The sequence below is a fragment of the Alcaligenes sp. DN25 genome (assembly GCF_023674485.1).
GTDB classification, from domain to species: domain Bacteria; phylum Pseudomonadota; class Gammaproteobacteria; order Burkholderiales; family Burkholderiaceae_B; genus Alcaligenes; species Alcaligenes phenolicus.
The window spans coordinates 4,101,261-4,125,449 of the sequence record NZ_CP098408.1; the positions used below are offsets into that span (position 1 = coordinate 4,101,261).

General features: G+C 51.1%; 21 protein-coding genes and 4 tRNA genes. 8 read left to right on the forward strand and 17 right to left on the reverse strand.

The window, feature by feature from the left end; translation table 11 throughout:
* Positions 1–76 precede the first annotated feature (76 nt).
* From rplL to mnmG, 15 genes are all read right to left on the reverse strand, one after another.
* Positions 77–454: a 50S ribosomal protein L7/L12 gene (gene rplL / locus NBV64_RS18835; RefSeq protein WP_003800851.1), complete on the reverse strand. Its 378-nt coding sequence runs from the start codon at positions 452–454 to the stop codon at positions 77–79.
* 79 nt (positions 455–533) lie between these two features.
* The gene (rplJ, locus tag NBV64_RS18840) at positions 534–1,058 is read right to left on the reverse strand and encodes a 50S ribosomal protein L10 (RefSeq protein ID WP_009464320.1); all 525 of its coding nucleotides are present in this window, start codon (positions 1,056–1,058) and stop codon (positions 534–536) included.
* A 233-nt stretch (positions 1,059–1,291) separates the two neighbouring features.
* Positions 1,292–1,987: a 50S ribosomal protein L1 gene (gene rplA, locus NBV64_RS18845; RefSeq protein ID WP_009464321.1), complete on the reverse strand. Its 696-nt coding sequence runs from the start codon at positions 1,985–1,987 to the stop codon at positions 1,292–1,294.
* Positions 1,988–1,990: 3 nt separating this feature from the next.
* Positions 1,991–2,425, reverse strand: coding sequence for a 50S ribosomal protein L11 (rplK, locus tag NBV64_RS18850; protein ID WP_009464323.1), 435 nt, complete (start codon positions 2,423–2,425; stop codon positions 1,991–1,993).
* Positions 2,426–2,492: 67 nt separating this feature from the next.
* Entirely contained in the window at positions 2,493–3,026 is a 534-nt protein-coding gene (nusG, locus tag NBV64_RS18855) for a transcription termination/antitermination protein NusG (protein ID WP_009464325.1), read from the reverse strand.
* Between the two features lie 9 nt (positions 3,027–3,035).
* Entirely contained in the window at positions 3,036–3,416 is a 381-nt protein-coding gene (gene secE, locus NBV64_RS18860) for a preprotein translocase subunit SecE (protein ID WP_009464327.1), read from the reverse strand.
* 45 nt (positions 3,417–3,461) lie between these two features.
* A tRNA-Trp gene (locus NBV64_RS18865) sits at positions 3,462–3,537 on the reverse strand.
* Positions 3,538–3,632: 95 nt separating this feature from the next.
* Complete coding sequence (gene tuf / locus NBV64_RS18870) at positions 3,633–4,823, reverse strand: elongation factor Tu (RefSeq protein ID WP_009462422.1); 1,191 nt, start codon at positions 4,821–4,823, stop codon at positions 3,633–3,635.
* 43 nt (positions 4,824–4,866) lie between these two features.
* Positions 4,867–4,941 (reverse strand) — tRNA-Thr (locus NBV64_RS18875).
* Between the two features lie 37 nt (positions 4,942–4,978).
* Positions 4,979–5,052: transfer RNA gene (locus NBV64_RS18880), tRNA-Gly, on the reverse strand.
* 56 nt (positions 5,053–5,108) lie between these two features.
* Positions 5,109–5,195 (reverse strand) — tRNA-Tyr (locus NBV64_RS18885).
* 605 nt (positions 5,196–5,800) lie between these two features.
* Entirely contained in the window at positions 5,801–6,739 is a 939-nt protein-coding gene (locus NBV64_RS18890; protein WP_009462421.1) for a ParB/RepB/Spo0J family partition protein, read from the reverse strand.
* A gap of 29 nt (positions 6,740–6,768) precedes the next feature.
* Complete coding sequence (locus NBV64_RS18895) at positions 6,769–7,584, reverse strand: ParA family protein (RefSeq protein ID WP_021447168.1); 816 nt, start codon at positions 7,582–7,584, stop codon at positions 6,769–6,771.
* A 2-nt stretch (positions 7,585–7,586) separates the two neighbouring features.
* On the reverse strand, positions 7,587–8,258 hold the full coding sequence (gene rsmG, locus NBV64_RS18900; RefSeq protein ID WP_137431130.1) for a 16S rRNA (guanine(527)-N(7))-methyltransferase RsmG: 672 nt from the start codon (positions 8,256–8,258) through the stop codon (positions 7,587–7,589).
* Entirely contained in the window at positions 8,255–10,171 is a 1,917-nt protein-coding gene (mnmG, locus tag NBV64_RS18905) for a tRNA uridine-5-carboxymethylaminomethyl(34) synthesis enzyme MnmG (RefSeq protein ID WP_250756341.1), read from the reverse strand. The genes rsmG and mnmG overlap by 4 nt, the downstream gene beginning before the upstream one ends.
* 885 nt (positions 10,172–11,056) lie before the next feature.
* Between mnmG and NBV64_RS18910 the strand changes: the two genes are divergently transcribed.
* Together NBV64_RS18910 and NBV64_RS18915 are read left to right on the forward strand one after the other, a co-directional pair.
* Positions 11,057–12,229 carry a methionine aminotransferase gene (locus NBV64_RS18910; RefSeq protein ID WP_250756342.1) on the forward strand — a complete coding sequence of 391 codons (1,173 nt, stop codon included), beginning with the start codon at positions 11,057–11,059 and terminating at the stop codon, positions 12,227–12,229.
* A gap of 138 nt (positions 12,230–12,367) precedes the next feature.
* Positions 12,368–12,796, forward strand: a complete 429-nt coding sequence (locus NBV64_RS18915) for a hypothetical protein (RefSeq protein ID WP_250756344.1) — start codon at positions 12,368–12,370, stop codon at positions 12,794–12,796.
* Between the two features lie 601 nt (positions 12,797–13,397).
* Here the strand turns inward: NBV64_RS18915 and NBV64_RS18920 are convergent.
* On the reverse strand, positions 13,398–14,456 hold the full coding sequence (locus tag NBV64_RS18920) for a metallophosphoesterase (RefSeq protein ID WP_250756346.1): 1,059 nt from the start codon (positions 14,454–14,456) through the stop codon (positions 13,398–13,400).
* Between the two features lie 1,545 nt (positions 14,457–16,001).
* Between NBV64_RS18920 and NBV64_RS18925 the strand changes: the two genes are divergently transcribed.
* The 3 genes from NBV64_RS18925 to NBV64_RS18935 all read left to right on the forward strand — a co-directional run bounded on the left by NBV64_RS18925 (position 16,002) and on the right by NBV64_RS18935 (position 19,644).
* Positions 16,002–17,369: a diguanylate cyclase gene (locus tag NBV64_RS18925; protein ID WP_009458322.1), complete on the forward strand. Its 1,368-nt coding sequence runs from the start codon at positions 16,002–16,004 to the stop codon at positions 17,367–17,369.
* A gap of 220 nt (positions 17,370–17,589) precedes the next feature.
* Entirely contained in the window at positions 17,590–18,438 is an 849-nt protein-coding gene (gene asd, locus NBV64_RS18930) for an archaetidylserine decarboxylase (RefSeq protein WP_250756347.1), read from the forward strand.
* A gap of 204 nt (positions 18,439–18,642) precedes the next feature.
* On the forward strand, positions 18,643–19,644 hold the full coding sequence (locus NBV64_RS18935; RefSeq protein ID WP_031232826.1) for an Lnb N-terminal periplasmic domain-containing protein: 1,002 nt from the start codon (positions 18,643–18,645) through the stop codon (positions 19,642–19,644).
* Between the two features lie 217 nt (positions 19,645–19,861).
* Here NBV64_RS18935 and NBV64_RS18940 read toward each other — a convergent pair whose 3' ends face one another.
* Positions 19,862–20,779, reverse strand: coding sequence for a pyridoxal-phosphate dependent enzyme (locus NBV64_RS18940; RefSeq protein WP_250756349.1), 918 nt, complete (start codon positions 20,777–20,779; stop codon positions 19,862–19,864).
* Positions 20,780–21,341: 562 nt separating this feature from the next.
* On the opposite strand from NBV64_RS18940, the gene NBV64_RS18945 reads away from it, so the two are divergent.
* The 3 genes from NBV64_RS18945 (at position 21,342) to NBV64_RS18955 (ending at position 23,937) form a co-directional block, all read left to right on the forward strand.
* Complete coding sequence (locus NBV64_RS18945) at positions 21,342–21,695, forward strand: MarR family transcriptional regulator (protein WP_021447165.1); 354 nt, start codon at positions 21,342–21,344, stop codon at positions 21,693–21,695.
* Between the two features lie 270 nt (positions 21,696–21,965).
* A complete protein-coding gene (locus tag NBV64_RS18950) occupies positions 21,966–22,754 on the forward strand; it encodes a PhzF family phenazine biosynthesis protein (RefSeq protein ID WP_250756351.1) in 789 nt (262 codons plus the stop codon).
* Positions 22,755–22,911: 157 nt separating this feature from the next.
* Positions 22,912–23,937, forward strand: a complete 1,026-nt coding sequence (locus NBV64_RS18955; protein WP_250756352.1) for a hypothetical protein — start codon at positions 22,912–22,914, stop codon at positions 23,935–23,937.
* Positions 23,938–24,189 lie beyond the last annotated feature (252 nt).

Below are 24,189 nucleotides of genomic sequence, written 5' to 3' on the forward strand. Positions count from 1 at the left end.
TAAAAATCATGGGTTTTCTGGAAACGCAAAAGCCCGGGAAGGCTTGAAACGCATTCCCGGGCATCTATCGATACTCTTACTTGAGCTCGATCTTGGCGCCAGCTTCTTCCAGCTTCTTCTGAGCGTCTTCAGCATCAGCTTTGGACAAGCCTTCTTTAACAGCCTTAGGAGCACCGTCAACCAGGTCTTTGGCTTCTTTCAGGCCCAGACCGGTGATTTCGCGCACGACTTTAATGACGCTAACTTTGTTTGCGCCAACGTCAGCCAGGAACACGGTGAATTCGGTTTGCTCTTCAGCGGCAGCAGCAGCGCCACCAGCAGCAGGAGCTGCAACAGCAACAGCGGCGGCAGCAGCCGACACACCGAATTTTTCTTCCATTTCTTTGATCAGCTCGGACAATTCGAGCACGGACATTGCGCCGATGGCGTCAAGGATTTCAGCTTTAGTAGCCATTTTTAAGAACTCCAGATATTAGGTAAATGCCAGGTTTGGTTGTCGTTCGCAACGACGAAGTTTCCTGAAGGAAAACTGCTTACGCAGCTTCTTTCTGATCGCGCACAGCCGCCAGGCCGCGAACAAACTTGGTGGGAACTTCGTTAAGCGTACGCACAAAAGTAGCGATAGGTGCTTGCATGGTGCCCAGCAGTTTCGCCAGCAATTCTTCGCGCGAGGGCATTGTGGCCAGAGCCTTAACACCATCAGCATTCAGAACGCTATTGGGCAGCGCACCACCCATGATGACCAATTTGTCATTGGTCTTGGCAAAATCTGCAACGACTTTCGCCGCAGCAACGGGATCTTCACTGATGGCGTACATCAGAGGACCCACGAGCTGGCTGGAGATACCGTCAAACGAGGTACCTGCCAACGAACGACGAACCAGGGTGTTTTTCAACACACGCAGGTAGACGCCAGACTCACGCGCTTTTTTGCGCAATACGGTAGCAGAAGCGACGTCCAGACCACGGTACTCGGCGATAATGATCGATTGGGCCTTTGCCAGTTCGGCAGTGACTTCTTCGATGACTACCGCTTTCTCTTCACGATTGAGACTCACGGTTGAACACTCCTTCAAACGATGTCGGGAAGGCTTCCCAACATCAACCGAATGCGGCGCACCTGGACGAGTTCTATAACGAATTCTTCCACGGGCGCCGTCTACGTTGGATGGGACGTTCTGCCCCGATTAAGCAGTGAGATGACAAGTCAGCCAACTGCTCCAACGGTCTTTGACAGCAGTGACCCTGTAAACAGGATCACAGCCCAAAGTTCTTTTTTTCTAACTGTTGATTAAACAGTCAGAGATGCAATTTCAACACGTGCACCGCCACCCATGGTGGAGGACACGGCAACCTTGCGCAGGTAAACACCCTTGGCAGCGGCTGGACGAGCCTTGTTCAAGGCGTCAACCAAAGCAGCCAGGTTGGTCTGCAGCTGTTCAACGTTGAACGAAGCGCGGCCAATGGTGCTGTGAATGATACCGGCCTTGTCGGTACGGTATTGAACTTGACCAGCCTTGGCGTTCTTAACAGCCGTAGCAACGTCAGGAGTCACAGTACCAACCTTGGGGTTTGGCATCAGGCCGCGAGGACCCAGAACCTGACCCAGGGTACCAACGACACGCATGGTGTCAGGCGAAGCGATCACAACGTCAAAGTCCATTTGACCGGCTTTGATTTGCTCAGCCAGGTCGTCCAGACCAACGATGTCAGCACCAGCTTCACGAGCGGCGTCGGCTTTTTCGCCTTGGGCGAAAACGGCAACACGCACGGTTTTACCGGTACCAGCAGGCAGAACCACGGAGCCACGGACCAGTTGGTCGGACTTACGAGGATCGATGCCCAGCTGAACAGCGATATCGATGGATTCGTCGAACTTGGCAGTGGCAGTATCTTTCACCAGGGCCAGAGCTTCGGCCACAGGGTAGAACTTGTTGCGGTCGATCTTGGCAGCAATAGCGGCTGCGCGTTTGCTTACTTTAGCCATGACTTACACCACCCCTTCAACGTTGATGCCCATGCTGCGAGCGCTACCAGCGATGGTACGCACAGCGGCGTCCAGATCGGCAGCGGTCAGGTCGGGTTGTTTGGTCTTGGCGATTTCTTCAGCCTGAGCGCGGGTCAGCGTACCGACTTTATCCACGTTAGGACGTGCAGAACCGGATTTGATACCAGCAGCCTTTTTGATCAGGATGGTTGCTGGAGGAGTCTTCATGATGAACGTGAAGCTCTTGTCAGCAAAAGCGGTGATCACCACAGGAATTGGCAGACCGGGTTCCAGACCCTGTGTCTGGGCGTTGAACGCCTTGCAGAATTCCATGATGTTCAGACCGCGCTGACCCAGCGCTGGACCGATTGGAGGGGATGGGTTTGCCTTACCAGCTGGGACTTGCAGCTTGATAAAGCCGACGATTTTCTTCGCCATGCTTAGCTCCTTGCGGGTGATGACGCCTGGCACATGATGCGACAGGCTTCCCGGGGGTTGTAATTAATCAGGTCTTTTCGACTTGATCGAAATCGAGTTCAACGGGGGTGGCGCGACCGAAAATAGTAACGGTGACACGAACCTTGTTTTTCTCGTAGTTAACTTCTTCGACGTTACCGTTAAAGTCTGCAAACGGACCGTCCTTGACGCGTACCAGTTCGCCAACCTCGAACAGCACTTTGTGCCGTGGCTTCTCAACGCCCTCTTCCATTTGCGACAGGATTTTTTCCACTTCGCGCTCGGAGATGGGAGCGGGACGGTTACCGGAACCGCCCAAAAAGCCGGTGACTCGCGGCGTACTTTTTACCAAGTGCCAGGTTTCGTCGGTCAAGGCCATCTCGACCAGAACGTAACCAGGGTAAATACGTCGCTCTGTAATTGATTTCTTGCCGTTCTTTACTTCAACGACTTCTTCCGATGGAACCAGAATGCGACCAAACGCTTCTTGGAGATCAGCGCGTTCAATGCGCTCCACCAGAGCTTTGTGCACGCTTTTTTCCATGCCGGAATAAACGTGAACCACATACCAGCGTTTGCTCATGTGTGCCCTTTATTTCCAGCCCAGCAACAGGCCATAAATGATCCAGCCGAGCCCTTTGTCAATCAGCCACAACAAGATGGCCATAACGGCAACAAACACAAAGACGATACCCGTCATTTGCGTTGCTTCTTTACGGGATGGCCAGTGAACGCGACGCACTTCCGTGTAGGCATCACGAGAAAAAGCGACCAGGCGGCGGCCTGTATCGCTAAACCAGATGATCAATACGGCGACGATTAAGCTGGCAACAAATACCCCAGCGCGAACCAGTGAATTTTGGCCATCCAGAACGGAATAGCCAACAATACCGGCGGCGACGACTAGGACCGCTAGGCCCAGCTTGATGCGCTCGGAACCTCGGTTAACGGTTTCTACGTTGGTATTCGACATATTCCGACGAGTGACGCCACGCGAGGTGGTGGCGAGTGACTGTGGTGGCAGGGGCAGAAGGAATCGAACCCTCAACCTTCGGTTTTGGAGACCGACGCTCTGCCAATTGAGCTATACCCCTATACCTTGACAAACCGTAGCGCGTTACTTTGCTACGTTTGGCTTTTAGGCAAAAGAGGATATTAACCTCTTTCGCCCAAAATTACTACTCTTTTTTTACTTGATGATTTTTGCAACCACGCCAGCGCCAACGGTACGGCCGCCTTCGCGAATAGCGAAGCGCAGACCTTCTTCCATGGCGATAGGAGCGATCAGGGACACTTTCATCGAAATGTTGTCGCCTGGCAGAACCATTTCCTTGTCTTCTGGCAGCTCGATGGTGCCGGTCACGTCAGTTGTACGGAAGTAGAACTGAGGACGGTAGCCCTTGAAGAAAGGAGTGTGACGACCACCCTCTTCTTTGGACAGAATGTACACCTCGGCATCGAAGTCCGTGTGTGGCTTGATCGAGCCTGGCTTGGCCAGAACTTGACCACGTTCCACGTCTTCACGCTTGGTACCACGCAGCAGCAGACCGACGTTATCGCCAGCTTCGCCCTGGTCCAGCAGTTTGCGGAACATTTCAACGCCGGTACAAATGGTCTTGACCGTGTCTTTGATACCCACGATTTCGATTTCTTCGCCGACTTTGATGATGCCGCGCTCAATACGACCGGTCACAACCGTACCACGGCCGGAGATCGAGAACACGTCTTCAACAGGCATCAAGAAGGTACCGTCAACGGCACGCTCAGGCGTAGGAATGTAGCTGTCCAGCGCTTCGGCCAGAGCCAGAACGGCTTGGCTGCCCAGTGGGCCTTCGTCGCCTTCCAGAGCCAGTTTGGCCGAACCCTTGATGATGGGGGTGTCGTCGCCAGGGAAGTCGTACTTGGACAACAGTTCGCGAACTTCCATTTCAACCAGTTCGATCAGCTCTTCGTCATCAACCATGTCGGCCTTGTTCAGGAACACGATGATGTAAGGAACGCCAACCTGACGGCTCAGCAGGATGTGCTCGCGAGTCTGGGGCATTGGGCCGTCAGCAGCCGAGCAAACCAAAATAGCGCCGTCCATCTGGGCAGCACCGGTAATCATGTTCTTGACGTAGTCAGCGTGGCCGGGGCAGTCAACGTGAGCGTAGTGACGGTTAGGCGTTTCGTACTCAACGTGCGACGTGCTGATGGTGATACCACGTGCTTTTTCTTCAGGGGCGTTGTCGATCTGCGAGTAATCGCGCGCTTCGCCGCCGTATGCCTTGGACAGAACCGTGCAGATTGCAGCGGTCAGAGTGGTTTTACCGTGGTCAACGTGACCGATAGTACCGACGTTGACGTGCGGTTTAGTCCGTTCAAACTTGCCTTTAGCCATGGCAGACTCCTGAAGGGATAGAACGATATAGAGAAGAGAGATGTGGTGCCCATGACGCGGATCGAACGCGTGACCTCTCCCTTACCAAGGGAGTGCTCTACCACTGAGCCACATGGGCATTCAACTTCAGCCGAGAGTGGCTAAAGATTTTTACCTGGAGCGGGTGAAGGGGATCGAACCCTCGTCTTAAGCTTGGAAGGCTTCTGCTCTACCATTGAGCTACACCCGCAGACTTTTCTTCACCCTCTCCTAAAGTCGCCTTGCTGGCTGACTCTAGAAAAGTGCTGGTGGTGGGAGTTGGATTCGAACCAACGTAGGCGCAGGGCCAACAGATTTACAGTCTGCCTCCTTTAACCACTCGGACATCCCACCCGAAGCGAAAATCGAATTATGGACATGTTTTAAGAGGTCGTCAAGCCTTTTGGGAAGAAAACTGAATAATTCGATGAATTTTTTAGAAAAACCGGATTTGGGGCGCTTTTCTTACTGGTTTTGTCACTGTTTTCAGGCGTCAGACATGCCGCTTTTGAATGCTTTCAAAACCAGGGAATCACGGTGAAATACGGGTAAACACATAGATTTTTTTCTGTTTTCAGCGCTTGTTTTTGTAAGCAAAAGATACGAAACCGGATTTTTCGCTTTTAATCCGGCTCTCGGACGTCTTCCCTGCTCTGTTCCCTGACTTGCTTGGAGTTCCTCTTGCTGTTTTCCATTGGCCGGGGCACAAGCAAGCAATCTGAAAACCATGCAGCCATGAACTACCTCCAGAAAGAAGCTTGGATTGCTGATGAACTTTACTTAGGAAGGAGCAATCCATCATTCCAGAAGTTGTTCCAGTTCATCTCCCACCAACTGCTTCTTTTTTTTCAGCCAAATACTGCTCAGTAGCAAAACACGGGGCATGGCAAGGAAAAAGCCGACCTGAGGTCGGCTTTTCTACATCAACTGCATCGCTTTCAGCGCGGCGCGGGCCTGACTTAATCGTCCGTTTGCTCCAACAAAGACGACAGCCCCTGCTTTTCCAGCAAAGCATTCAAATGCTCCCAGCCATGGAAAGCGATCTGCAACTGGCCCTTGTCCTTGGCACCGACCTTCAAGGTCACCTTGGTACCCAGGTGGTCAGACAGCACCTTTTCAAAGCGCTGTACGTCGCCATTGCGGTTCGCCTTGCTCTGGGCCTGCTTGCTGGCAGGCTCGTCATCCTCGTGCAGAGCACGGGCGACCAGCTTCTCGGTTTCACGTACCGACAGACGGCGGGCAATCACCTCGTTGGCCAACATGATCTGACGGGCAGCGTCCACAGCCAGCAAGGCACGAGCGTGACCCATATCGATGTCGCCGGCCAGCAGCATGATCTGCACAGGCTCTGCCAGGTTGATCAGACGCAGCAGGTTGCTGGTGGTCGAACGCGAACGGCCAATCGCCTGAGCGGCCTGCTCATGAGTCAGACCGAACTCGTCCAGTAAACGCTTCACACCTTGCGCCTCTTCCAGCGGATTCAGATCTTCACGCTGGATGTTCTCGATCAGTGCCATGATGGCGGCGTTCTCGTCGCCTACCTCGCGCACCAGAACGGGCACTTCTTCCAGACCAGCAATTTGCGACGCACGGAAACGACGTTCACCGGCGATGATTTCGTATTTGCCCTTGTCCTTACCAGACAGAGGACGCACCAGAATAGGCTGCATCACGCCTTGTGCGCGAATGGACTCGGCCAGCTCGTTCAAGGCGCCCTCGTCCATGCGAGTACGCGGCTGATACACCCCAGCCTTGAGCAGTTTGACGGGCAGGTTGGAAGGTGGGCCATCGCTCACCGTCGCTTCGCCCTTTTTCCCGATGGTTGCGATAGCGCCTGCGTCTGCGCCGAGCAAGGCATCCAAGCCTCGACCTAGACCTTTTGGTTTTCGTGTAGCCATGCTTACATTCCTATTGATTCTTGTGTGCCTTATGCCTTGTCGCTGCGGGATTCTTTCTTCAAGCGCTTGATCAGCTCTTTACCAAAGTCCATATAGGCCTTGGCACCCCGGGAGTTCTTGTCATACACAATACCTGGCATACCGTGGCTTGGCGCTTCAGCCAAACGTACGTTACGTGGCACCACCGTCTTGAACACCTTATCGCCAAAGTGTGTCTCGATCTGATTGGAGACTTGCTGCTGCAAAGTTACGCGGCCATCAAACATCACCCGCAGCAAACCAATCAACTCCAAATCCGGGTTGATATTGCGATAGACCCGTTTAACCGTGTTGACCAGATCCGACAGCCCTTCCAGCGCAAAGTACTCGCACTGCATGGGGATGATGACCCCGTGAGCACTGGCCAAACCATTTAACGTCAGTAAGGACAAGGTAGGCGGGCAGTCGATCAGCACAAAATCATAATCGTCCAACACCTGAGCCAGAGCCTGTTTAAGTTGTTGCTCACGCTCTTGCATCTGGATCAGGTCGATTTCTGCGCCCGACAGCTCCCTATTGGAAGGCAAGACGTCATAGCCACCTGTTTCTGAATGTATCTTTACGTTAGCAATGCTTTCGTCGCCAATCAGCACTTGGTACAAATTACCAGACAGGCTGTTTTTATCAATACCACTACCCATGGTGGCATTGCCCTGAGGATCCAGGTCAATCAATAAAACCTTTTTCTTCAGCACAGCAAGAGCAGCTGCCAAATTAATTGCTGTGGTCGTCTTGCCAACCCCGCCCTTTTGGTTCGCAATACAAAACACATAGGCACGGGGAGATTTATCGTCTTTTTTACTCATGATTATCCTTGCTGCACCAACCACACTAGACAACGCTGTGCCTCTAGCTCCGGTACGGTTAATGATTCTATTCGTTCGACCCGCCAGTTACTTTCAGATTGCAATGCCGCTATTTCTTGATCAGGTTCTTTACCCTTCATAGCCGCAATGCGTCCACCTGGACGAACATGCCTGCCTGCCAAATTTACGAAATCAAGCAGCGAAGAAAAAGCTCGGGAAACCACAATATCTGCCTGCATGGGTTCCAGCTGCTCTACACGCACATGCATCGCCGACAAATTGGGCAGAGCCAAAGCACCAACCATTTGTCGAACAAATGCCATTTTTTTCTCGACAGCATCAATACAGCTAATGTTCCACGTGGAACATGATGCTGCCAAAACAACTCCCGGCAAACCTGCCCCTGAACCTACATCTACAATCTTTACCGATTCTTGTGTCTGTGTATTGTTGCCGGCCAGATAGTTCTGAAACGGACGGACAATCGACAGGCTATCAAAAATGTGTTGCACCAGCATTTGATCTGGGTCACGCAGGGCGGTCAGATTATAGGTACGGTTCCAACGCTGCAATTGATTTATATAATCCAGTAGCTTGCGTACCAGGACAGGGTCCTGATCCAGACCCAAATCCAGCAGGGCCTGATTCAGGCGTTTTGAAAAAATATCGCTCATGCCGTTTGTTTGTTCTTTTGCTTGCGCTTCAGGTGTACCAACAATAAAGAAACCGCCGCAGGTGTCACACCTTGAACACGCCCGGCCTGGCCAATGGTTAAAGGCTTGGCTGCCTTCAAGCGTTGGCGCACCTCAATCGACAATCCCTTGATGTCGTCGTAATCCAGGTCCTCTGGAATGGCTTGCTCTTCCAGTGCTGCCTGGCGAGTCACCTCATCCTGCTGACGCGCCACATAGCCCGCATACTTCACCTGAATTTCCACCTGCTCAACATGCACCGGATCTTCCAGACCTGGGCCTGCTACAGGCATGCCTTGATCATTCAGCACGGCCATCAACTTGGCATAGTCCACTTCGGGACGTTTGAGCAAATCGAAGAAGGAGTACTCCCGTTCGATACTTTTACCTAACAGTGCATTTGCTTGTTCGGCAGGCAAATTGCGGGGGTTCACCCAAGTGCCCTTCAAGCGTTCAATTTCACGTGCAACCGCATCGCGTTTGCGATTGAAATGATCCCAACGGGCATCATCCACCAGGCCCAACTCCCGGCCAATTTCAGTCAATCGCTGGTCGGCATTATCCTCCCGCAGACTCAAACGGTATTCGGCACGAGACGTGAACATACGGTAAGGCTCGGTCACCCCACGGGTAATCAAATCGTCTACCAACACACCCAGATAGGCTTCGTTGCGACGTGGATACCACTGCTCTTTCTCTTGTGCCAAACGCGCTGCGTTCACCCCGGCCAACAAGCCCTGAGCGGCGGCTTCTTCATAACCTGTCGTGCCATTGATCTGACCGGCAAAGAACAAGCCACGAATCTGTTTGGTCTCCAGCGTGGGGTACAGGGATCGAGGGTCGAAATAATCGTATTCAATCGCGTAACCTGGACGCATGATGCGGGCATTTTCCAAACCAGGCAGGCTGCGCACCATAGCCAACTGGATATCGAAAGGCAAGCTGGTCGAGACACCATTAGGGTAGATCTCGGTCGTGCTCAAGCCTTCAGGCTCCAAAAACACTTGATGGCTGCTCTTGTCCGCAAAGCGATGAATCTTGTCTTCGATAGACGGGCAGTAACGCGGACCAATGCCCTCGATAGTGCCTTGGTCGCTATACATGGGCGAGCGATCCAGCCCGGAACGGATGATGTCGTGGGTACGCTCGTTGGTATGCGTAATCCAGCACGGCATCTGCTGAGGATGCATGGAAACATCGCCCATATAAGAGAACACCGGAATCGGGTCGCTATCGCCAGGTTGGACTTCCAGGCGGGAGAAATCGATGGTGTTGGCATCAATGCGCGGAGGGGTTCCTGTCTTCAACCGCCCTTGCGGTAACTGCAGTTCCCGCAAACGATGCGCCAAACTGATGGACGGTGGATCCCCTGCCCGGCCCGCAGAATAATTATTCAGGCCTACATGGACCAGACCATTCAAAAAAGTTCCTGCTGTCAGAACCACAGATTTGGCTTTGAATTCCAAGCCAATCTTGGTCACAGCACCCACAACCCGATCACCTTCCACAATCAAGTCTTCGACTGATTGCTGGAACACCATCAGGTTGGCTTGGTTTTGTAGAACCTCGCGAATAGCCTTGCGGTACAAAGAACGGTCCGCCTGAGCACGAGTGGCGCGCACGGCCGGGCCTTTGGAGCTATTCAGAGTACGGAATTGAATACCGGCGTGGTCGGTAGCCAACGCCATTGCCCCGCCCAGCGCATCCACCTCCTTGACCAAATGCCCCTTCCCAATCCCCCCAATAGAAGGGTTGCAGGACATCTGCCCCAGGGTATCCATATTATGGGTTAACAATAAGGTAGACACGCCGGTTCGAGCTGCCGCTAAAGCCGCTTCGGTACCAGCATGTCCGCCGCCTATGACAATAACGTCAAACTCTTCGGGATAAATCATGTCAGAACAGCTAAAAAATAAAAATCAATTATACGATTACCAGCGGAGTATGTTCCACGTGAAACACATGGAACCAATATCTGTTCCACGTGGAACACAGTTTTTTGCGTAAATACCACTGTGGATAACTTTGTGGAGAAAGGGAGGCTTTTTTATCCCCAGGCCACCTTGGGAAGCACAGGCTGCGCTTGCAAAGATTTTCTTCAGCCAGAAAACCCTAGGGAGCGAAGCCATAAAAGGCGCGCTTATCACTCTTAAATCCCCTAAAAGGGGCTATCTAAGTCAGTACCTCACAACAGGTGGATAAAAGCAGCCCAAGCAGGCAGCAAAATTGTGGATAACAGAGCAATAAAAAGAAATACTGCCTGAGGACCACATCCACCGTTCTACAGTGTAGCGATAAGGAAATTTCCGCCGGCCTGCGGAAAATATAAGGCGTCGATTATGTAATCCGACTACCTTGGCTACAAGAAAAAAGTGTCCTATGCGCAAAAAGACAGCTACCCAGATAGAACAGGATTTACTTGAGACGACAGATATTTTGAAGAAACAGCAGCACCTTTAACGCCTAGCTTAAAACCTGGGACTTAATCGAGAGGCCGAAGTTAAGACACAGGTCTAGCCAGAAAATTCCCGCAGCTACAACACGAACCTGCAGCGCGAGAGCTGAGGAAGGAAAACAGCAGGAGAAGCCGGGCTCGGAACCTATATAGGCAATAGCTATATCAATGTAAGAAACCGATCCTGAGTACTCAGTTCCACGATCAACAGATACGCGCAGAATCTATGGTATTTTCGACAAGAATTTGTCTGATACTTCGCCACCCAACTTTTTACTCAAATCTGAAGCGCGGGTGCATTTTTATTATTCATATCAGTAGACCCATGCAGATCACATCCAAGCTCCCTTCTGTGGGCACCACCATCTTTACCACCATGAGCCAGCTGGCTCTGGAGCATAAGGCCATTAACCTGGGCCAGGGCTTTCCAGACTTCAATCCGGATCCAGCCTTGATTGAGGCTGTGCACCAGGCCATGCTGGATGGCATCAACCAATACCCTGTCATGGCTGGTTACCCTGCCCTGCGAGCCGCCATTGCCAGCAAGACGCAGGCTCGGTATGGCCGCCTTTACAACGTGGATACGGAAATCACCGTCACCAGTGGCGCTACTGAGGCCTTAATGGCCAGTTTCCAGGCTTTTGTGCACACAGGCGATGAGGTCGTCGTAATCGAGCCCTTCTATGACCTGTATATCCCCGCTATCGAGCTGGCCGGAGGTACCCCTGTTGCTGTCCCCATGACAGCGCCTAGCGAGGCTGTACCCTACTACCGCGTCGACTGGGACCGTGTGGAACAAGCCATCACCAGCAAGACCCGTATGCTGGTGATCAATTTCCCACACAACCCAACCTGCACCATCTTGCAGCCCAAGGATCTGGACGCGTTAGAGCAGATTGTAGAAAAACATCCTTCCTTGATCATCTTGTCCGATGAGGTCTATGAACACCTGACCTTCGATCAGAAAGAGCATCTAAGTCTTGCTACCCGCCCTCTCCTGGCAGAACGAGCAGTAATCGTTTCTTCCTTTGGCAAAACCTTCCACGCCACAGGTTGGAAAGTAGGCTACTGCTGTGCTCCTGCCAGTCTCAGCACGGAAATTCGCAAGGTCCACCAATACACCGTCTTTACCGTTCCTAGCCCCTTACAGGCTGGTTTAGCCACCTATATGCAGGATCCAGCCACCTGGGAGAGTCTGGCCGCGTTCTACCAGGAAAAACGCGATCATTTGCATCAAGGTCTGCAGAACACCCGTTTCAGTCCTATGCCCAGTGAAGGGACTTTCTTCTTGCTAGCCAGCTACGAACACATTTCGGAGCTGTCCGAGCTGGATTTTGCCAAGCATCTGAACCAGAACTATGGCGTAGGCGCGATCCCCGTGTCTGCCTTCTACCTGAATCCCAATTCTGAGCAGGCTAACCATCGTTTGCTGCGTTTTTGCTTTGCCAAGCAGCTCAACACCCTGGACCAGGCTATTGAACGCCTGAAAAAGGTCTAAAGGCTCTTTTCCCTACCTTCATCAAACCGCCGTCAGGCGGTTTTTTTGTGTCCTGATTTTTGTGGACAAGTGCAGTCGTCGCAATCTTGCCTAAATCTGTCACACAAGCCCTGCAACGGCGACGTAAAACAGCAAGCATTGTCCGAAGCACAAACCATCTGCCGTAAACTACAAAACCCGCATCTTGTGCCCCACAGAACACCAAACATGAAACAGGCAATACAGCCTTCCAGCGCTGTCCTGTTGATAACTTTGGGGGTAAACCTGATTTTTTGCCCAGTTATCGCTTCTTTTCCTTTAAGAAAAGTAAAAATCAGCCAGCTCGCAGGCCTTCCTGTTTCAGTTCATGTGGCTTGCAAAAAAACAGGCCTCAAAGTTAAAACCACAAAAAATATAGATATAAAACAAGGACTTATTTCAATATCACAAGCTTCGAACAGACTTTGCAACTGTGAAAATACACAGGTCACCAAGCCTCTTCGAGCACCACAAGATACGAGCAAGCACAAACAAACGCTTTACCCACAAAATGTGGATAAGTCAAAAATTCAAACAAGATTGACCTAGTACAAGCTCCAGGCGCAACAATCCCTGCAGCCATAGCAAACTCTTGGCCAAACATGTCGTCCAGGTAGAACACCCCTCTTTTGCCACCCCGTTCCTTTGTTTGAGTTTTTCTCATGTTGAAAGAAAGCTCTGGGAACAGACGACAAAGTCGATCTTGTATGGTTCTGAAAATAAATTTTCAGCCTTTACCGCTCATATTTCTGTATGCAAAAGCCGCATAAGCCAGCTTTGAGAGAGATCGTGATTTTTGTTCATGGACTGCATCTTAGTCGAGAACTTTTAGCTTGCAAAGGGCATGGAGCTGGCCTGCAGAGAGTTGAACTTATCTTATATAACAAGCACTTAAATCTTTTATTGGAATTATTGGATGGAGCCCTGTTGATAAGTCGAACAAGTGTCTTTAGCAGCGTTAAAACAAGAGCTTAGCGCTTTTTTTTCCGGGGATAGATCTAACGCTTACCGGTGGATGGTTTAGGTACAACTTTTAGACTTCACAAAGAAGTACCTACTTATGCCTTATGTATCCACACCCTGTTCACAATGCTCTTCCTAGAGCTTATCCACAGCAAAGAAAATTGTAACAGCGGAATATAAAGTGAATTTATCGGGTTGCTTGGGTAAATCCGGTGTCTGTCATGATGATTTTCTCTGGCCAACGCAAAGCGGCCAGGTGAAAAGCGGAGCCTTCAGGTGCCTGGTCCTTGCGGCGATCGCGCCAACGAGCCCCTACGGAAAAATCCACGCAAAACGTGTTTTTCTTTGCTCCATGCCAGGAAAATGGATCTATATCCTTGAATAATAAGGAATATTTAGACATTTTCGCTGTTGGTTGAGGGAAAAGCTGGCGCCAATAGTGGCCAAAAACGACAGGAATATCGTCCTGGTAGCTGTTCCACCAAGGAGTTCGGTCGGAAAAACGCCAACGGTTGCCAGCAAAAAACGGACGATCTGCGGGTCCTTCAGTGCCGGAAGTCAGCAAACGGATGGGGTTGAAGTCATTTTTGACCAAATCGTAGTCAATGTAGGCCTGCAACAAAGGCATCAAGGCCTTTGGGTCTTCAATTTTTTCTTTCCATTCTTGTTTTGCCGCTAGATATTTATTCAGAATTCCTTTTTTTTCTGCATACGTATCAGCTTTACGCTCACATTTAAAGAAAAAATCAAGAAAATCTTCGCTTTTAACCGATCTAATTGCATCAATAGCAGGATTATTCCAGGCTGCATGCACAATTCTCAGATCATTTCTTTCCAATGCAATGGGTAGTGAGCTTAAAAACTTCCGGATTTTGTCTCTATTTTTAGGTTTTGCACGCGTAAATGGCGAGTAATTCTTTAAATCTGATTGATATCGCTGATCAAAATACCAACCTGATCCATCTTTTGCATCGTCTATCAGTAGATTGATTTCATGATTACCTAATATTCCTTTTGCTTTATTATTATTTATCAAGTACTTAAGGTATTCAATTACAGCAGGGCTATCAGGACCTCGGTCACAATAATCTCCCACAAATATCAGGCTACGTTTCTCTGGATGAGAGCCATCTTCCTGGTAACCCAAATTTTGGATCAGTTGTTGCAAGGCCTGGAGCTCTCCGTGTACATCACCGATGATGTCTAAAGAACCAGCAGGTAAAGGCTGTACAAGAAAGTTGGGCATGGGTGAAGAGATCTTTATTTAATAATAACTATATATATAACTGGTAATGGATAATGGGTGTCTGTGGATAAGTGGCATAGATAGAAATTAACCTTTAATTTCAGCAACTTATTGATTACTTCTGCCTGTGCACCACCCCGATGGAGTCGGTGGACCGAAACTGGACAAGATTTGAGGCCTGGCCAGACAGGCAACTTATCCCCCTTTCATCCACAGCAGGTCCACAGCAGGCCTTCTTGGAGCTTATCCACAGGGGCCCAGAGCCAGTAGCTGCCTCAAATATAGCTTTTTTGCCCAGTCCCTGACCGATTTTCTGGCCGGATCTCGCCCGCCTGGAGCATCTGGATGAGCGGATGTCGGTGTTTGCACCAACATCATGTTGAAGTGCGAATTAAGCCCTTATAATATCCACAAATTATTCACTTTCTTATTAACCGCTGATTTCACCAGATTTTATATTTCCATTTCTGGTTTAATCTATTTTGTTAATAAAATTGTGGATTTCTTTGTTATCCAAACCCTGTGGATAAGTTTGATTATCACGATTGTTATTTGCTTTCTCGATTTAAACAAAACCCTGTTTTTGTAATTCAATATCGTGGTTTTGTTTTTATTTCAGTTTTTATTTCTTTTTTCAAAAAATAAAAAATTATCAATCCGAATTTTTAATTTTTGTCTGGATTGCTTTCTCCTTATTTATCTATCTTTTATTTGGAATGGCCTCTTTTTTTATTAATGGGCTTCCTTAGAAAAAACAGAAACTAATCAATCATTTGAGTCTGTTTATCTCTATTCTCCAGTCGCTTTCTTTAAGTGTTTCTTGATTCCTTCCCGAGTTTTTTAGATAAAGTTTGCTTATTTTTAATAAAAAATGACTTCAAGCAGAGTAATAAGTATTGAATGATCGGGTTTAGCGGTGGAACCTATCTGCCGACCCGACCCGACCCGACCCGACCCGACCCGACCCGACCCGACCCGACCCGACCCGACCCGACCCGACCCGACCCGACCCGACCCGACCCGACCCGACTGCGGCGGCCAGGCTGTCTTATGGAAGTCTGGGTATTTGCTCAGTATTGGATATAAACCCAGTCCTATGTGCCTGTTTCCCGGCACTCCCTCCCCTGCCCAAGCACTAGCACGCTTTATTGATCGTTCTCTGTCCGTATGCCAAACGTGGCTTTTTGGCGATAGTGGGCAATTCGTTTTGTCAGCTATCGACTTTGATAGGACAATCTGCTCACCGTGGAACTTTCGGGGCGTTTAGGTCGACAAAGCCATGGGTTTGAATCGCAAACTGCTGTCAAAGTGAGGCGAAACCGGCACTTGCTCCAGTACATAGACAACGTAATTCTGCCTTGGCCCGTGGAATCACCCACTTATCTTCAAGGGGTATGTTTTTTCCTTGTGGGCAGCAAGGGTATTCTCCTGCTAGCCCGTGGCTTGTATCGCTATAAGAAATAGCGCGAAATCTCCCCTCATGTAACAATTGCCGCCAAGGCTGTTTAATCCTTAAGTATCGTCTCGCTACTCTCCCTGTACTTCATGTCTCAACCGAATATCGAAGAAGCCGCTCAGGACTGGCACGGCTTGCTCCAGAAAGTGCCCCTGGCGGTCCGTGCTCATGTGCTGACTATCACTCAAGATAATCAGGACGAGCTTGCGACCCACTTTTATACGCATATGCTCAAGCACCCTGCCGCACAGGTGTATCTCTCGCATGATCAGGTACACAAGCGCTTGCATCGCTCCTTGCGCAGTTGGTTGGTACAGCTGTTTTCGGTGGATGAGCACAGTGATATGCAAGATCAGGTCAAGCTGCAAAATCAGGTTGGCGAGGTCCATGCTCGGGTTGGGGTGCCGGTTCACCTGGTGCTGCGTGGTGCACGCTTGCTCAAGGGGCGTTACGCCCGCTTCCTGTTTGAATCTTCGACTATTAGTTCCGAGCAGGCCTGGGAGTGCTATCGCTACATTCAGAACTTCATTGATCTGGCGATGGAGCTGATGAGCCATGCCTATGCCAATTCGCGTGAGCGTAAATCCCGTGCCGAAGAGTCCTATCGCCTGTTTGCCATTGTGCAGAACGTAGCGGCCGAGCGTGGTCGACAGCGAGCCGCGCTGCTGGATTGGGAAAATCTCTTCATGTTTGCGATGGCGGTCAACAATGGTGTGACGCCTGCTCCGCGAATCGGAGATTCGGACTTCGGTATCTGGTTCAAGCACAAGGGCGCGCATGCCTTCCAGGGCACGGTAGAGAGTCGTGAGATCCTGGACTTGATGAACCTGATTGATACCGAGCTGATGCCGGCTTTCGAGCAAGGGGACGCGAAAGGACAGGTTCTACGCTTGCATGAGCTGCGTGATCGAACCCGAGCCATTGGTTTGCACCTGGATCGCTTGTTCGAGCAGCAAAACGAGCTGGAGTCGGGCCGGGACGTTCTGACCCGCCTGTTAAGCCGTAAATACCTGCCTGTCGTGCTTAGCCGTGAAGTGGGCTATGCCCAGCAGCGGGGATCGCGTTTTGCGCTGCTGGCCGTGGATATAGACTTCTTCAAGCGGGTTAATGATACCCATGGCCATGATGCCGGTGATCGTATCCTGCGTCAGTTTGCTGAACTGCTCAGCAATAGCGCGCGTGCCGGTGACTACGTGTTCCGCCTTGGGGGCGAAGAGTTCCTTCTGGTCTTGGTCGACGTGGATGCGGATGGTGCGATGCGTGCCGCCCGTAATTTGCGTCTACGTATTCATGCGGAGACCTTCCGGGTTGTGGATGGCGAAAGCATGAGTATCACCGCCAGTATTGGTGTGGCCTTGTACGACGGACACCCGGATTACGAGCGTACGCTGCGCCGGGTTGATCGCGCCTTGTATCAGGCCAAAGAAGAAGGCCGCGACCGGGTTGTATACGTCTGATGGGACGGGCTTGCCCGCCCTTTTATGTCGTATGGCGGCAACCTGTGCTACAAGTGCGTATTGTTTTGTTCCTGCCAGTGTTTGGTGCCTGATTCCTGACAGTTGCGCGGCCTTTGAAGTGGTGGCCCCGGCCGGATGTGGCGCGTGAAACACAATTACATTGAATGGCATAAACGCTTTGGCCCCAGGCTGAAGCAGGATTTGTTTGCGAGCTGATTTTATGCATCCCCGTTTGGCTGTTCTTCCCCAGTACCTGCTCCCTAAACAGGCTCTGACCCAGTTTCTAGGCGGTTTGGCCTCCAAGCCCATGGGCGGGCGCACGACCTGGGCTATCAAGCGTTTTATCGACCGTTATCAGGTCGACATGAGCGAGGCAGAAAACTCCGACCCAGCCAGCTACGCCACCTTTAACGAGTTTTTTGGTCGTGCCTTGCGTCCTGGTGCCCGCCCTATCGCGGAGACGGCCTTGGTCAGCCCGGTTGATGGTGCCATCAGCCAGTTGGGGTCTATCCAGGGTGCCGAGGTGTTCCAGGCGAAGGGGCATAGTTACTCGACGACGGCTTTGGTAGGCGGAGACGCTCAGGAGGCTGCCCGCTATCAGGATGGGCTGTTTGCGACCCTGTACTTGAGTCCTAGCGACTATCACCGGGTACATATGCCTTGTGCGGGTGTGCTCAAGCGCATGATTCATGTACCGGGCGATTTATTCTCGGTCAATCCGACGACGGCGCGCGGTGTTCCCGGCCTGTTTGCCCGTAATGAACGTGTGGTCTGCTTTTTTGACTCCGAGCAAGGCCCGTTCGTGTTGGTGCTGGTGGGGGCGACGGTGGTGGGCAGTATGGTCACGGTTTGGCATGGTGTGGTAAATGCCTCGCGTGACGGCAAGATCCACGAGTGGAACTACGAAGGTCAGAATATCGCCTTGCAAAAGGGGCAGGAAATGGGCCGATTTCTGCTGGGTTCCACGGTGGTGATGCTGTTCCCCAAAGAAAGCGCCTATCGTTTTGATCCGAGCTGGCAGCCGCAAGGCGTAATCCGCCAAGGTCAAGCGATGGGCTATCAGGGCTAAACCCTGTTTTCCAATGAATAAAACCTGTGTTCAAGTGGACACAGGTTTTTTTTTGTCGTCGGGTCGCCTAAAGGCTCGGCGCCTCCGGCAAAAATTCCCCCTTTTTTTTGGGGGGGGGCAGCAAGCCGAAGGCGTTGTGTGGGGCTTTTTTTGACGGTTCAGCGCTTAAAAGTAATCTGTATTCAAGAGGTCTGTGGAGTGAGTATGAAAAGGTGGGGGGCGATAGTGATCAAGATTTTGGTCCTGTTATTGGTCTTGGCGGTAGCGGCCTGGGGCGCGCTGGCACTACAGTTTCAGTTGTCAGCAGGTCTGGGGCGCTGGCTGGCATTGGCTGGCTGGGTAGCGGTGGCTGGATTGAGCCTGTATGCCTTGAGCAAGGGCAAGAGCTGGCTCTTTGCACCCCAGGCGTTGGGCTTTCTGGTGTTGGTAGTCTGGTGGAGCAGTATTGCGCCCAGCAACGACCGGGAATGGGCGCCTGATGTGGCCAGAATGAGTTACGGCGAGGTAAATGGTTCCGTGGTGACTCTGCACAATGTGCGTGACTTTAACTGGCGCAGCGAGACCGATTTTGATGAGCATTGGATTAGCCAGGACTACGATCTGCAGACGCTCAAATCGGTAGATATGTTCCTTTCGTACTGGATGGGCCCGGTGATCGCTCATACCCTGGTGTCTTTCGGGTTTGAGGATGGCCGCCATGTGGTGTTTTCGGTAGAAATACGCAAGGAAAAGCACGAGGCATTTTCTGCGATAGGCGGTTTTTTCAAAGAGTTTGAGTTGAGCTTGATTGCGGCAACAGAGCAGGACATTGTGCGTACCCGTAGCAATGCGCGCGGCGAAGACGTGTATATGTACAGCGTTGAATTGGCAAAACCTGCCATGCAGGCCTTGTTCTTGTCTTATGTGGAGCAGGGCCAGCAATTGCAGACTACTCCCCGTTTCTACAACACCTTGACGGCTAATTGCACCACCATTGTTTACGACATGGTCTCCAGGATCGTGGACGGCATACCGTGGGACTGGCGTGTGCTGGCTTCGGGCTATTTGGCCGAGTATGTGTATGGTCTGAATGCTTTGGCACCAGGCCATAGTTTCCAGGAACTGAAGCAACTGGGCTACATCAACCCGAGAGCCTTGTCGCAGCAGGAGGGGCAGGATTTTTCTGCTTTGATTCGACAGGATTTGCCTCTCGTAAAGCCTTTTTAAGGCTGTTTTAGGCGCTTTTGTTCCACGTGGAACATATGTTTTACTTTATACGCTCTGAAAATTAGAGCGTATCAGGAATAAAAATAATAAATAAAAACCCCATCATATGAAAATTATGTGATGGGGTTTTTTAATCCCTGTACCCTGTTTTCCAGATTGCAGATGCGATAGAAAATAATTATTTTTGCCAAATGCGTCAGGGCCGTTCATGGACAGCTTAAGGAGTGGCCCGCCACTGCACCAACTGCTCCAGCGTCGTGGTGTTGCCACCACACACAACGACCAGAATGTCGCTGTACGGAGCCAGGGCCTCATGATCCAGGTAGAGAGTCGACAAAGCCGCGCCACATGCGGGTTCCACCAGAACGCGATGATCGGTCAGAAAGCGCAGGCATGCGCTGACGGCCTGAGCATCGCTGACCTGAACGCAGGTGGTGGGATGAGATTGGCTAATGGCGTAGGCCTGATCGCAGACGCGTGGTGCAGCCAAGGAGGTGGCAACCCCACTGACTTCGCCAAGTGTGATGTGCTGGCGCTGCCTTACCGACTCGCCCAGGCTGGCGGTGCCCTGGGTTTCTACCGCAATAATCGGGGTTTTGTCCCAACCCTGCTCCCGCAGGCCTTGGGCCATGCCGCATAGCAAGCCACCTCCGCCTATAGCCAGCAAGACGGCATCCGGCTGTACGCCCATTTGGGCCACTTCTGCGATCAGGCTGGCGTGGCCTTCCCAAAGTAAGGGGTCATCAAATGGGTGAATCAGGGCGTCGTCTTCTTGCACCAGGGTCAGCGCATACTCATGAGCTTCCTGCCAGTTCTTGCCGATTACGTGCAGCTCGGCTTTTTCCCGTTGAATCAAGCGTCTGGCGTGTTCGCTAGTGGTTTCGGGGACGACAACAAGGGTGGGCATGGTCAGGCGGCGTCCGGCATAGGCAACGGCAATTCCGGCATTGCCTCCCGAAGAAATGATAAAGCGCTTCTTTCCTTGCTGGGCATGGTGCTGACACAAGTGGCCAATACCGCGAATTTTGAATGATCCGCTAGGTTGCAGCGCATCCATTTTTAACCAGATTTGTTTCCCAAGCTGCTCGCTCAAGGCGTGTGAAAAAATGAGCGGTGTCTCAAGGTGAAGAATCATTTCTTATCGTTCCAGATTTTATAGTGATCTGAGGGGGCGCGTTAGGCGCTCCGAGCGCTGTTCACCACATTTTATCGGTCTGAAACACGTGTGGCTAAAGATCCTGGGCACGGTTTTGTGACGACCAGGACAAGCGGGCGGAAAATTGTTTGGAAAGGATGCTTATATCATCGGGCCTGGATTTTGTAACTGTTCTTGTTCTCTGCGCTAAGTCCCTTTATTAGCGTTTAATGTGAGGCAGCTTACTAACTAACTACGTGTCTGCACCTACTTACAATTTTGCTTCGTCTGGACTGTAGTGTTCAAGCTAAATCAAGGGCTTATCTGATAAAATTCCAGATAAATCGCCCGACTCAAGACCCCTTTCCGTACGGAATTCAGGCCCGGTCTTAAGCGTTTAATTTTAAGTGCATGATAAGCACCGAAACTCATTCCAATCACTCGGGCCATAAAGCAGTGTTGTTTTTTGCTTTACCTGGGCGGAATAAAAACAATAATAACCAGAACTTATTTCTAGAAAGGACGCTGTGGTAGCGGTTCTTAAAGGAATAAAGATTTTGTTATGAAAACTGCCACCAGACCTGCTGATATTTATATGCGTTTTTTGCAGCTCGCCGATTCGCTGCATACCCTGCCTTGCTTACCTTGCCTGGACCCTCTTGAAGAGCGGATCCTGGTGCTGGTTGCCAAGGCATCGAAAGACTGTTTGCGTTTGTCGGTGCGCGATGTCATGGCCGTAGAACGGCTGGGATCGCCCGCGACTATTCATACCCGCCTCAAATCCATGCGCGAGAAAGGCTGGATCGTCCTTAGTGATACGGAGGACACTCGCCGCAAACAAGTGGACTTGAGCCAGGCTGCCCTGCTGCATTTTGATCGTCTTTCCGCCTGTCTTTTAGAGGCGGCAAATGTTTGATTGATCAAATGGCGCGGCCTTGCACCCGATGTAATTGCTGAACCCGCAAAAAGAAGCGTTTGGCATCAGGTAAATAAGCGGGAAGCGCTCGGGTCCAACTAATGGAATGCAAACAGGCGTTTGCAAAAAGCGCTCGCGTGTCTGGTGCTTAAAAAACGGAAAAGATAGGCGGCATTAAAACAATGCCCCTGTTTCGCGGATTTACCTGCCTTCAAAGAGTCTATTTTTCTATACTGGGGACTCACCTTGAATACCATGCCTGGAGGCAGAATGCGCTTACCCATCTATCAGCTTGATGCCTTTACCGACACCTTGTTTGCAGGCAATCCTGCCGCCGTGGTGTTGTTGCCCGAGTTCCCTGACGATGCCTTGATGCAGTCGATTGCGCAGGAGAACAATCTTGCCGAAACCGCCTTTCTGGTGCCACAAGGCCAGGACTTTCGCCTGCGCTGGTTCACCCCTACGGTAGAAGTGCCCTTGTGTGGACACGCAACATTGGCCAGCGCCGCCGTTGTGCTGCAGCATGTGCGTCCCCAGGACAGCCAGGTGGTGTTCCATACGCTAAGTGGTGCTTTGACGGTGCGTCGTGACCAAGACAGCTATGTCATGGATTTGCCTGTGCGCCCGGTTCACCGTGTGGATGACAATCCTTTGCTGGAGCAAGCCTTGGGCACCAAGATTACGCAACTGTGGCGTAATGACTTCACCCATCTGGCTGTATTGGAAACGCAAGAGCAAGTGCGACAGCTGCAGGTGGATGCGGCAGCCATGCTGGCCAGTGGCTGTGACGGATGCATTGTGACAGCGCCGGGCTCGGGCCAGTTTGATATTGTCAGCCGCTTTTTTGCTCCTGGTCACGGTATTGAGGAAGATCCGGTTACGGGCTCGGCCCATTGTGCTTTGCTGCCGTACTGGGCTCCTATCCTGGGCAAAACTCATTTGCTGGCGTATCAGGCTTCTGCCCGTGGTGGTGTATTGGATTGCACCTTAACGGGTGACCGCGTGTTCTTGAAAGGCCAGGCCGTCCTGTATATGGAAGGACACATCCAGATCGTCTGAGACGATGCCAAGCGGTTTAAACGGGCATGGCGGTGCCGTGCCTGTATTGGTAACGCCCTTCCCTTGTTTTTGGCCGATCAGCGCAGTAGTCAGCAAGACAGGCTGTACATTTTTTTGGCCTTCTTTATTGCGACTTTTTATGGGTTTTTGATCTCTTATGATTCCTGTCGCTCCATTTTCTTTGCTGTTTCTGCTGATTATTACGCTCGGGCCGCTTGCCTTGATTATTGTGCTGGTCTGGGTGGTTTTGCTTTTAGTACAGCCACAGAGCCGGGCAAACTTTAAGAAAAAACCCTGGCCACGCGTACTTGTTTTGCTTCCTTTGCTTGTATTGGCGCTCTATTACAGTTATTTCCAATGGGAGGTCTATCAGTTCGATAAACGTCAGGCACAGGAGCTGGCTAGTCGGCAGCATGTTTTAAAAGAGCCTGGCCGTTTTGCCGGAATTGATATGCCAGCCGGAACAGAGCTGGAGTTGAGTGTGTGGGGCGACCCGGACAGCGTGTCCTGGGCTCGTTTCCCGGAGGCGGTCATGGTAGGCAATGCTCCAGTCCTGTCTTTCAAGCGCCTCCGGCCCGATTTGCAGAACTCCAGCTGGAAGCTGCATCTGGCAGGCGATACGGAATTGGAGGGCTGGCAATGTGATGGCAACCAAGTGCTTGAAATGGAAAAAGATCCCATGGCAGAGCACGGTTTTCGTTTTGTCAGCTGCTTTTTGGCTAAAGGGAATCAGATCAGGGGCTGGAGTCCCTATGCGGCGGCTTCCAATATGAACACAGCCCCGGATTTTGTTCTGGATCTACCTGCCGGCACTTTGGTTCAGGCAAGGCCGGATGGGACTTTGTATGTCAACGGTGAGCGGGATCAGGACCGTTGGATGGTACGTGTAGAGGAAGAGGGTTTACAGGTTCAGGCATGGAATCTGCCTTTGGAGCGTGCTTATTTCTCAGTCGATAAAAATAAAGATCTACTTTATCTCTCGCATGCTCAATTGGCTCGAGAATTTCAATTCGGCGGATTTAGTTATCCAGCCGGTACGCGTGTGTCGACGCCCAACTATCGCTTTTACCCGCAGTGGCCACTTTTATTGAGAATGGTATTGCCTGCGGATGACGAATCGGATCAAAGAAAAGAACAGGTTCATGACCTGCTTAGTGGCCAAGTTTTGGACGGTTTTCACTAGTTAACGACCTGATTCCGGCTTTTTTTACCTGTAATCTGCAGTTTTTCTGTGGTGAGTGTAATTAAATAAGGCGAATTTGTTTGGAATGGGTCAATTTGAGTTAATGTAAGCATTTGAAGCGAATGTATAAAATAAAAACGTATCGTTTTCAAAGGTGGAATTTAGAGGGTTGGTGGCTGCTGGTTTCGTTTTTTAAGGTTTTGGCCTTGAGCGGAAGGGACAATCCGTCGGACTGAAACCGCCCTATTGCTG